The sequence below is a fragment of the Caulobacter sp. AP07 genome, from assembly GCF_000281955.1.
In the GTDB taxonomy this organism is placed as follows: Bacteria; Pseudomonadota; Alphaproteobacteria; order Caulobacterales; family Caulobacteraceae; genus Caulobacter.
On the sequence record NZ_AKKF01000081.1, the window covers coordinates 1 to 10635 of the forward strand.

At 67.4% G+C, this 10635-nt stretch carries 9 protein-coding genes; 2 read left to right on the top strand and 7 right to left on the bottom strand.

Translation table 11 applies throughout. The features are described 5' to 3' along the window. The 7 genes from PMI01_RS26370 to PMI01_RS05595 all read right to left on the bottom strand — a co-directional run. Window positions 1-1022, bottom strand: a 1022-nt coding sequence (locus PMI01_RS26370; protein ID WP_007665017.1) for a methyltransferase, incomplete at its 3' end; no start/stop codon positions are given. 256 nt (window positions 1023-1278) lie between these two features. Next, entirely contained in the window at window positions 1279-3966 is a 2688-nt protein-coding gene (gene ppdK / locus PMI01_RS05570) for a pyruvate, phosphate dikinase (protein WP_007665019.1), read from the bottom strand. Window positions 3967-4284: 318 nt separating this feature from the next. Next, window positions 4285-5739 (bottom strand): serine hydrolase domain-containing protein, encoded by a 1455-nt coding sequence (locus tag PMI01_RS05575; protein WP_007665021.1) that lies wholly within the window; start codon window positions 5737-5739, stop codon window positions 4285-4287. Window positions 5740-5835: 96 nt separating this feature from the next. Beyond that, entirely contained in the window at window positions 5836-8046 is a 2211-nt protein-coding gene (glyS, locus tag PMI01_RS05580) for a glycine--tRNA ligase subunit beta (RefSeq protein WP_007665023.1), read from the bottom strand. Between the two features lie 5 nt (window positions 8047-8051). Beyond that, window positions 8052-8951 carry a glycine--tRNA ligase subunit alpha gene (locus PMI01_RS05585; RefSeq protein ID WP_007665031.1) on the bottom strand — a complete coding sequence of 300 codons (900 nt, stop codon included), beginning with the start codon at window positions 8949-8951 and terminating at the stop codon, window positions 8052-8054. Between the two features lie 86 nt (window positions 8952-9037). Next, window positions 9038-9400, bottom strand: a complete 363-nt coding sequence (locus PMI01_RS05590; protein ID WP_007665032.1) for a hypothetical protein — start codon at window positions 9398-9400, stop codon at window positions 9038-9040. 85 nt (window positions 9401-9485) lie between these two features. Further along, window positions 9486-9836 (bottom strand): DMT family protein, encoded by a 351-nt coding sequence (locus tag PMI01_RS05595; protein ID WP_007665034.1) that lies wholly within the window; start codon window positions 9834-9836, stop codon window positions 9486-9488. A 324-nt stretch (window positions 9837-10160) separates the two neighbouring features. Between PMI01_RS05595 and PMI01_RS05600 the strand changes: the two genes are divergently transcribed. Both PMI01_RS05600 and PMI01_RS27745 read left to right on the top strand, forming a co-directional pair. Then, the gene (locus tag PMI01_RS05600; RefSeq protein ID WP_007665036.1) at window positions 10161-10499 is read left to right on the top strand and encodes a P-II family nitrogen regulator; all 339 of its coding nucleotides are present in this window, start codon (window positions 10161-10163) and stop codon (window positions 10497-10499) included. Window positions 10500-10527: 28 nt separating this feature from the next. Then, the coding region (locus tag PMI01_RS27745; protein ID WP_007665038.1) for a hypothetical protein at window positions 10528-10635 on the top strand (108 nt) is incomplete at its 3' end.

Consider the following 10635-nt stretch of genomic DNA (forward strand, 5'->3'; position numbering starts at 1 on the left):
AGCGAGCCGCCGTGCGGGTTCAGCCGGTCGGGCTCGGCGGCGATCCTGGCGGCGAAGTCGGGATCGGCCTTCTGGCGCGGTTCCATCTCGCTGCCCGGGGCGTCGAATTGCACGGCCGTGGCGGCCTTGCGCGGCGCGGCGATCGGCGGCTTGGAGCTGGCGGGCGCGCGCAGGACGACCAGCGGGTTGCCCTTGTCGTCGACGACGCTGGCGCTGACCGGCAGGCCCTTGGCGGCGCAGGCGTCGACCGCGGCGCGCGCCAGGTCGATCGACAGCGGCAGGTCGAGGGACGGGGCGGCGAAGACGTCGGTCGGCGCCACGCAGGCCAGGGTGGCGACCAGCAGCATCGCCTTGATCGCCGCGGCCCGCAGCGGCCGCACCACCGCCACCAGCCATCCGCCGCCCCAGGGCGTGTTGATCACCGCCTCGTCCAGGACCTGGCCGAGGGTCTTCAGCCGATGCCACAGGCGCAGCGGCTTCAGGGCCAGCCACATGGTCAGGCCCACCGCACCGTCCGGCTTCAGGTTCGGCGCATAGTGGGCGACCAGGTCCTCGACCTCGCCCAGGTGCTCGATGCATTCCGAGAACACCACGACGTCGAAGGTCTCGTCGGTGCGGAAATCGCGCCCGTCGCCCAGCAGCAGGTCGACGACCCCCGCCTCGCGCTCGGCCGCCAGGCGGGCCAGACCCTTGTCCACCGCCGGGGCCGAGAAATCGACGCCGACATAGCGGGCCGGCGCGTGGGCGCGCAACGCCTCGAACAGCACGCCCTCCCCGGCTCCGATCTCCAGGACGCGCGGCTGGGGCCAGCGGTCGGCGATCATCGCGGCCAGCAGGCGGTGATGGTGGCGCTGGTCCGAGCGCGCCAGACGGTCATAGACCCCTTCGCGGTACTCGCGGTCCCATTTCTCGACCGGGGCCGGGACGATCGGCTTGTCGCGATGGCGCATGAAGAATTCGCCCACCCGCGGGCGATCGAGCGACGCCAATTCGATGAACCGCCGCCAGCGCAGATAGGCCATTCGCTCCCCCGGATATCCTCGATACCCGGATAGATGCGCCGCCTCGGAGTGTCCAGCATCCCTAGGATGTCGAGGTCCGTTGGCGGGCGGTTCGCGGGTTTGCTCCCCCAACCACCGTCATCCCGGGCCTTGTGCCCGGGACCCCTCTGTCCGCCGAAAGTGCGGAGGTGTGGCGCGCTGGCGCGCCATTTCGCTTCACCGTCAGCTGAACCAGGGGTCCCGGGCACAAGGCCCGGGATGACGGTGGAGTAGTACCTTACCCCTTGTTCCCCAGCGCCGCCTGCGCCGCCGCCAGGCGGGCGATCGGCACGCGGTAGGGGGAGCACGACACGTAGTCCAGGCCCACCGACTCGCAGAAGGTGATCGAGGCCGGGTCGCCGCCGTGTTCGCCGCAGATGCCCATCTTGATCCCCGGACGGGCCGCGCGGCCGCGCTCGGCGGCGATGCGGATCAGGTCGCCCACGCCGTCCTGGTCGAGCGAGACGAAGGGGTCCTTGTCGAAGATGCCCTTGTCGAGATAGGCCCCCAGGAACTTGCCGGCGTCGTCGCGGCTGATGCCGAAGGTCGTCTGGGTCAGGTCGTTGGTGCCGAAGCTGAAGAACTCGGCGTTGGCGGCCAGGTCGCCGGCCCGCAGGGCGGCGCGCGGCAGCTCGATCATGGTGCCGACCGTGTACTCGATCACGATCCCCTGCTCTTCCAGCACGGCCTTGGCGGTGCGGTCGGTCAGGTCGCGCAGGTACTTCATCTCCTCGCCCTTGGCGACCAGCGGGTGCATGATCTCGGGGATCGGCGCGGCCTTGCCGGACTTGGAAATGTCGCAGGCGGCCTCGATGATCGCCCGGACCTGCATCTCGTAGATCTCGGGATAGGAGACGCCCAGGCGGCAGCCGCGGTGGCCGAGCATCGGGTTGGTCTCGTGCAGTTCCTTGGCCCGCAGCATCAGCTTGGCGGCGTCCAGGCCGGTGGCCTTGGCCACGGCCGCGACGTCTTCCTCGGTGTGCGGCAGGAACTCGTGCAGCGGCGGGTCGAGCAGGCGGATGGTGACCGGCAGGCCTTCCATGATCGTGAACAGCTCGACGAAGTCGGCCTTCTGGAAGGGCGCGATCTTGGCCAGGGCGGCGCGGCGACCGGCCTCGTCGTCGGCCAGGATCATCTCGCGCACGGCGGCGATCCGGGTGTCGTCGAAGAACATGTGCTCGGTGCGGCACAGGCCGATGCCCTCGGCGCCGAAGCCGCGGGCGGTCTTGGCGTCGAGCGGGGTCTCGGCGTTGGCGCGCACCTTCAGGCGGCGGACCTGGTCGGCCCAGCCCATCAGGGTGGCGAAGTCGCCGGTCAGTTCGGGCTCGATCATCATCGGCGCGCCGTTGAGGATCTCGCCGGTCGAGCCGTCGATGGTGATCACCTCGCCGGCCTTGAAGTCGCGGCCGCGCACCCGGAAATAGCCGGCCTTGCCGAAGATCGACACGTCGCCGGCGCCGCTGACGCAGGGCCGGCCCATGCCGCGCGCCACCACGGCGGCGTGGCTGGTCATGCCGCCGCGGGCGGTGATGATGCCCCGCGCCGCGTGCATGCCGTGGATGTCCTCGGGGCTGGTTTCCTCGCGCACCAGGATGACGCTCTCGCCGGCGGCGGCGGCCTTCTCGGCCGCGTCGCTGTCGAAGACGATCTTGCCGGTGGCCGCGCCGGGGCTGGCCGGCAGGCCGGTGGCGATCACGTCGCGAACGGCGGTGGGGTCGATGGTCGGGTGCAGCAGCTGGTCCAGCGAGGCCGGCTCGACCCGGCCGATGGCCTCGTCGCGCGAGATCACGCCCTCGGCCGCCATGTCGACGGCGATCTTCAGCGCCGCCTTGGCGGTGCGTTTGCCGTTGCGGGTCTGGAGCATGTAGAGCTTGCCCTGCTCCACGGTGAACTCGATGTCCTGCATGTCGCGGTAGTGGCGCTCCAGCGTCTCGACCACGGTCTTGAACTGGCCGAACACCGTCGGCATGGCCTCTTCCATCGACGGGGTGGTGTCGCCCATCTCCTCGCGGGCCGCCTTGGTCAGGGACTGCGGGGTGCGGATGCCGGCCACCACGTCCTCGCCCTGGGCGTTGATCAGGAACTCGCCGTACAGCCGCGCGTCGCCGTTGCTGGGGTTGCGGGTGAAGGCCACGCCGGTGGCCGAGGTCTCGCCCATGTTGCCGAACACCATCGACTGGATGTTGACGGCGGTGCCCCAGGCCTCGGGGATGTCGTGCATGCGGCGATAGAACTTGGCCCGGTCGTTCATCCAGCTGGCGAACACCGCGCCGACCGCGCCCCACAGCTGCTCCTGAGCGTCCTGCGGGAAGGGCTTGCCCAGGGCGTCGCGCACGGCGGCCTTGTAGTCCTTGATCACCGAGGCCCAGTCGTCGGCGCTCAACGCCGTGTCGACCGTGATGTCCAGGCGGTCCTTATGGTCGTCGAGGATCTCCTCGAACATGTGGTGCTCCAGGTCGAGCACGACGTTCGAGTACATCTGGATGAAGCGGCGATAGCTGTCATAGGCGAAGCGCCGGTCGCCCGACAGGATCGCCAGGCCCTCGACGGTCTCGTCGTTGAGGCCCAGGTTCAGGACGGTGTCCATCATGCCCGGCATCGAGGCCCGGGCGCCCGAGCGCACCGAGACCAGCAGCGGGTTCTCGACGTCGCCGAAGCGCTTGCCGGTGAGCTGCTCCACCGTCGCCAGGCTGGCGTTGACCTGCTCGGCCAGCTCGGCCGGGTACTGCTTGCCGTTGGCGTAGTAGTGGACGCAGGCGGCGGTCGTCACCGTGAAGCCCGGCGGCACCGGCAGGCCCAGGGACGACATCTCGGCGAGATTCGCCCCCTTGCCGCCCAACAGGTTCTTCATCGAGGCGTCGCCGTCGGCGCCGCCTCCTCCGAACGAATAGACCCACTGCGTCTTGGTCAGCGTATCAACCGGCATCTCTGGCTCACCCTGCGATAAGTGAAAAAGCTGGCGACCCTCTAGCGGAGCCGTCCTGGCCTGGGACAACAAGCGTAAACGCCCATCCCGCACTGCAATATCGGGGCGTTCACTAGCATCTTGTCAAAGAACGCGTCCACCGACGGTTTGCGTTACGCAGTCTAAACAGAAATTTCGGCAAATTCTTCTAATGACAACGTTGTCGTGACTGAGATTTGCGCGGAGACCGTGGAATCGAACATCGACAAACTGTCCACAGCCAAGCACGGCCGTGGAACGGCTCAGTTTCGGATCATGGGTCGCGCCCCCTGGCGGCGCCTAACCCGGCGACGGATTCGCCGGGGCGCCGAGCGTCTCCAGCCGCCGCGTGGCGTTGGTGTTCTTCGGGTCGAGTTGCAGTGAGCGGCGGTAGTTCTCGATCGCGCGAACCTTGTCGCCATTGGCGGCGTAGGCTTCGGCCACGCTGTCGAAGGCGTTGCCGCTGGCCGGATAGAGTTCGGCCCCCAGCTTGAGGACCGACAGCGCCGCCTGTGGCTTGCCGGTGGTCAGCAGGCGATAGCCCCAGTCGTTGAGTTCGCCCTCCTCGGGCTTGAAGTCCGGGTCCTGGCGGCGAAGCTCGGCGACCACGGTCGGCAGGTTGTCGAAGCCCCGCGCCTCCAGCCCGGCGCGCAAGGCCGCCACCCCGGTCAGCTTCATGCCGGGAATGAACGCCGCCGCCACCTCGTCGACCAGGTCCTCGGGCGCGCTGCCGCTCAGATTGGTCAGGATGACCACGCCGACGCCGTCCTCGGGATAGACGAACATGGCCGCGCGGCTGCCGCCGGTCATGCCGACCGCGCGATGCTCCGGCCGGTTCAACACGGTCCAGCCCATGCCCCATTGGCCCAGCCGGCCGTCATTATAGGCGACGGGGGTCCACAAGGTCTTCCGGGCGGACGGGCCCAGCAGACGGCCATCGAGCACGGCGATCATCCAGTCGGCCATGTCGGTGGCGGTGCTGTTCATCCCCGAGGCCGCCCGGTGCAGCGGGGTGAACACCTCGTAGACCGACCGCAGCTGGCCGGGGTCGGTGGGCTTGGCGAAGGCGTAGCGGTAACTCGCCGCCTTGCCCGGGATGACGTCGCGGCCGTCGCCGAAGCCCGTATGGCCCATGCCGGCCAGGCGGAACTGGTCCTGCGCCAGCGTCGCGTTCTCCGGCCGGCCGTTCAGGCCGTTGATGACCTTCTGGATCAGGGCGTAGTTGGTCTGGCAGTACTCGAACCGCTCGCCGGCCGGGAAATTGACCGGACGGGCCAGGGCCGCGTTCCAGGCGGCGGCCTCGTCCTCGTCGACGCCCGTCCCCCTGGTGAAGTCGGGCAGGCCCGAGGTGTGGCTGAGCAACTGGCGGATGGTGACGCCGCGCCAGGCTTCGGGCAGGCCATCGAGATAGGCCGACACCGGCTTGGCCAGGTCCAGGCGCCCGGTCTCGACCTCGCGCATCGCCGCCACCCCGGTGAAGGCCTTGGTGATCGAGTTGATCGAGAACACCGTCTGGTCGGTGACCGCGACCGGGGTCTGCAGATTGGCCAGGCCGTAGTCGCGCGCCAGCACGACCTTGCCGTCCCGGACCACGGCGATCTGCAGGCCGGGAATGCGGCGGTCGGCCATGGCGCGGCGCACCAGGGCGTCGACCTGGTCGGCTCTGGGGTCCGACGCGCGCGCCAGGGCGGGGACCGTCCCGGCCAGGGTCAGCGCCAGGATCAGCGCGCTCCATCCGATGGTCCTGCGGATCATGCTCTGTCCTTCGCGCGCTGTGTCGCGGGGAGAGAACAGGTCCGGACCGGCCGACTCAAATGAATCTTAGGTCATGTGGTGGGGGCGCGTGGCCCCCTACCCCGCCACCAAGCCGAAATCGGCCACCCGGCCCATCGCATCGCGCACGGCGGCCAGGGTCTTCAACCGGTTGTCGCGTTCGGCGGCGACCTCCGAATTGACGAACACCCCGTCGAGGAAGGCGTCGACCGGGCCGCGCAGGCCGGCCAGTTCCTGCATGGCGGCCGTGAAGTCCTCGCGCGCCAGGGCCGCGGCCAGGGCCGGCTCGACCAGCCGCAGGGCGTCGTGCAGCTGCACTTCCGGCCCCGAGGCGTCGTCGAGCAGGCCGCGCTCGCCTTCCGCCTTCCAGCCCTTCTTCTCCTCGGCCTTGAGGATGTTGGAAGCGCGCTTGTAGCCGGCCAGCAGGTTCTTGCCGTCGTCGGTCTTCAGGAACCCGTCCAGCGCCTCGACCCGGGCGACGATGCGCACCAGGTCGTCGTCGCCGAGCGCGAACACCGCGTCGACGAGGTCGTGGCGCTTGCCTTGGTCCTTGAGGGTGACCTTCAGGCGGTCCTCGAAGAAAGCGCCAATCGCCTCGTCGAGCTTCAGCGTATCCCAACGCTGACTCACTCTATCCATAAGGATTGTCATTTGATCGTCGGAAAGACGCTGAACCGTATCCCGCGCAACGCCTGCTTCTAATAACTTATCGTACCCTTGCGCGTCTTTATTAAGACCCCTAAGAAAATCTTGCCCTTCGAGTTCATAGACAACCTTACGGGCCAATGAAATAATAGAGATCCGAAGCCCATTATCCAGAATTATGCGGATAATACCCAACGCTGCTCGACGCAGAGCATAAGGGTCTTTAGAGCCAGTCGGCTTCTCGTCGATCGCGAAGAAGCTCACCAACGTGTCCAGCTTGTCGGCAAGCGCCACAGTCGCACTTAGCGGCGCGGTGGGAACTGCATCGGCTGGGCCTTGCGGTTTGTAGTGGTCACGAATGGCAGCGGCGATATCGAGATCCATCTCGACGGCGCGGGCGTAGTAGCCGCCCATCAAACCCTGCAGTTCGGGGAACTCGCCAACCATCTGCGAAGCAAGGTCCGCCTTGGCCAGGCGCGCAGCCTGTTGTGCTTTGTCGAGATCGATATCGAGGCCCTGAGCTTGAAGTATCTCCGCAATCTCACGAGCCAGGATCGTAATTCTGTCCACCCGCTCGGCCATCGTCCCGAGCTTGGCGTGGAACGTGACGCCGTCCAATTTGTCCAGCCACGGCGCGAAGCCGACCTTGACGTCCTCGTCCCAGAAGAACCGGGCGTCGGACAGGCGCGAGGACAGCACCTTGGCGTTGCCCTCGGCGATCACCTTGCCGCCGTCGGCCGCCTGGACGTTGGCGATGGTGATGAAGTGCGGGGCCAGGCCCTCCCCGTCCGGCTTGCGGACGGCGAAATACTTCTGGTGGGTGCGCATCGAGGTGCGGATCACCTCGCCGGGCAGGTCGAGGAACGCCGGATCCATGTCGCCCAGCACCGGGGTCGGCCATTCGGCCAGGCCGGCGACTTCTTCCAGCAGGCCCTGGTCTTCGACCAGCTCGAGATTACGCGCGAAGCACAGGGTCTTGCAGCCCTCGAGGATGCGCGCCTTGCGCTCCTCGACGTCGAGCACCACGAAGTGGTCGATCAGGCCCTTCTGGTATTCGTCGAAGTCGCGGGCCTTGAACGGCTGGCCGCCCCAGCCGCGGCCGACGCGCATGAAGCGGTGGCCCTCGGTGACGTCGCCGCTCTCGACGCCCTCGATGGCGAACGGCACGACCTCGCGGTCCAGCACGCAGAGGATGCGCTTCAGCGGCCGCACCCAGCGCAGCTTGCTCGTGCCCCAGGTCATCGACTTGGGCCACGGGAAGGCGCGGACGATGGCCTCGACCATCTCGGCGACGATCTGCGCGGTCGGACGGCCCTTCTTGTCGATGAAGGCCATGTAGACGCCGTCGCGCTCGACCAGCTGGTCCTGGGTCAGGCCCGCCTTGCGCAGGAAGCCCTCCATGGCCTGGGGCGGGGCGCCGACGCGCGGGCCCTTCAGCTCCTCCTTGCGGTCAGCCTGGGCGATCGGCAGGCCCTCGGCCACCAGGGTCAGGCGGCGCGGACCGGCGAAGGTCTTCAGCGCCTCGGGCAGGAAGCCGGCGGCGGCCAGGTGCTCGCGCGCCATCCGCTCCAGGTCGCGCGCGGCGCCGGCCTGCATGCGGGCGGGGATCTCTTCGGAGAACAGTTCGAGAAGGAGTTGGGGCATCGTCTCTACGCGGCTTCCTGCTGCTCGACCCAGGCGCTGGCGCACAGCTTACAAAGGTCGCGGATGCGGCCGATGTAGCTGGCGCGTTCGGCGACGGCGATCGCGCCGCGGGCGTTCATCAGGTTGAAAAGGTGGCTGGCCTTGAGGACCATGTCATAGGCGGGCAGCACCAGGGACTTGCCCTGGTAGTCGCGGGCCAGCATCAGCGGAACCTGCTGTTCCATGTCCTCGAACTGGCGCTTGAGCACGGCCACGTCATAGCCGTGGAAATTGGCTTCCGAGTGCTGGCGCTCATTCTCCAGGAACACGTCGCCATAGGTCAGATGGCCCAGCGGCGCGTCGGGGTCGTTGAACGGCAGGTCGTAGACGTTGTCGACGCCGAACACGTACATCGCCAGGCGCTCCAGGCCGTAGGTCAGCTCGCCGGCCACCGGCGAGACGTCCAGGCCGCCCACCTGCTGGAAGTAGGTGTACTGCGACACCTCCATGCCGTCGCACCAGACCTCCCAGCCCAGGCCCCAGGCCCCGACCGTCGGGTTCTCCCAGTCGTCCTCGACGAAGCGGATGTCGTGGGTGCGCAGGTCCAGGCCGATGGCTTCCAGCGACCCCAGGTACAGGTCCTGCATGTTCGGCGGGTTCGGCTTCAGGATCACCTGGTACTGGTAATAGTGCTGCAGGCGGTTGGGGTTCTCGCCATAGCGGCCGTCGCCCGGGCGGCGCGAGGGCTGGACATAGGCCGCGTTCCACGGCTTGGGGCCCAGCGCGCGTAGCACGGTGGCCGGATGCAGGGTGCCCGCCCCCACCTCGATGTCGTGCGGCTGCAGGATGACGCAGCCCTGGGCGCTCCAATAGTCATGGAGCGTCAGGATCAGGCTTTGGAAAGACTTGGGTTTTTCAGCGGGCATGAGGTCCGAACAGGGCCAGAAAAAAGTCGGCGGACCATAGGGCCCGCCGACCTGTGCTTCAAGCCGAGTTGGAAGGCCCGTGAAGCCTAGTTGCCCCGGGGGGCCGAGCGCCTGCCGGCGTTCGACAACGGCTTGCCGTAAAGCTTGCGGTTCTCCGGCGTGTCGGCGATCGGCGGGTTGGAGGTGACGTTCGCGTCGCCGGCCTTGAGGCCCGCCTGCTGTTCGGGCGGCAGGGACGACACCCGGCCGGCGGTGTCGGTCGCCGTGCCCGTGGGAGCCACCATGGTCCCCGCGGCGGTGGGGTCGACGGGCGGCGGCGCGGTGGCCGGCATCATCTGATCAGCCGGAGCCGCGGTCGGTTTCGGATTCACCGGGGCCGTCGATTGGGCCATGGCCACGCCGGACATCAGCGCCAGCGCGGCGGTGGCGGTAGCAAGACGCACAAACATGGGACTGATCCTCGTTCAAGGAATCCAGCCAGCACAGCGCCCCAGTCTCGCTTTCCGTTGCGCCGATCACGGGCTCGTGATGGGACTACTTGAAGAACATCACGATGGCGACGCCAACGAAGATGAAGCCGAAACCCAGCACAGTGGTCCACCGCAGGGTCTCCCCGAGATAGAGGATCGAGAACAGCGAGAAGACCACCAGGGTGATCGCCTCCTGGCCGGTCTTCAGCTGGGCGGTGGAATAGACTTCGTGGCCCATGCGGTTGGCCGTCACGGCCAGCACATATTCCGGCAGGGCGATCATCCAGCCGCTGAAGATCGCCAGCAGCAGGGTCATCGAACGGTTCTTCAGGTGACCGTACCAGGCGAAGGTCATGAAGACGTTCGAGACGATCAGCAACGCCCAGGGCGCGATCTTCATCCAGAGGGAAGGCATATCCGGCGGGGGCTCCAATCGCGAGGCGTAGGCCGCGAGAATGTATGCGGATCGCGACAGCCTTCGCCAGACGCCGTTTCGAGCCCCGAAACGCCGATTTTATGACCACTCGCAACCATCATTGCTTATTTTATAGACAGCACATCCCTTTCGTTTCCAATTCCCTACCGCGCGGCGGTCATGTCGCAAGCCCGACCGATAGCGTGATCAGCGCCGGGGAAACGATGAGGCTCTTAGGGAGTCGCGTCGCGGTGCGAGTGAGCAACGCGCTCTAAAACCAATTCTAAGGGGAACCCGCGAAGTCGGCGGGTCGGAGCAAGGCGGATGAAACTGATCATAGCGATCGTCAAACCCTTCAAGCTCGACGAGGTCCGCGAGGCGCTCGTCGCCGCGGGCGTCGAAGGCCTGACGGTGTCCGAGGTCAAGGGTTACGGCCGTCAGAAGGGCCAGACCGAAATCTATCGCGGCGCGGAGTACCAGGTGAACTTCGTGCCGAAGGTGAAGCTGGAAGCCGTCGTCGACGATGCGTCGGCGGCCAAGGCGGTCGAGGCGGTCAAGGCCGCGGCGGCGACGGGCAAGATCGGCGACGGCAAGATCTTCGTCCTCAATGTCGAGGAAGCCGTTCGCATCCGGACCGGCGAGACCGGCCCGGCCGCTCTGTAAATCATCGGGGAAAAAGGGGATACCAACGATGAAAATCACATTTAAACCGCTGGCCGGGCTGATGCTCGCCGCGACCATCGCGGGGGCGCCGTTGGGCGCCGTCGCCTTCGCCCAGGAGGCCGCGCCCGCGCCGGCC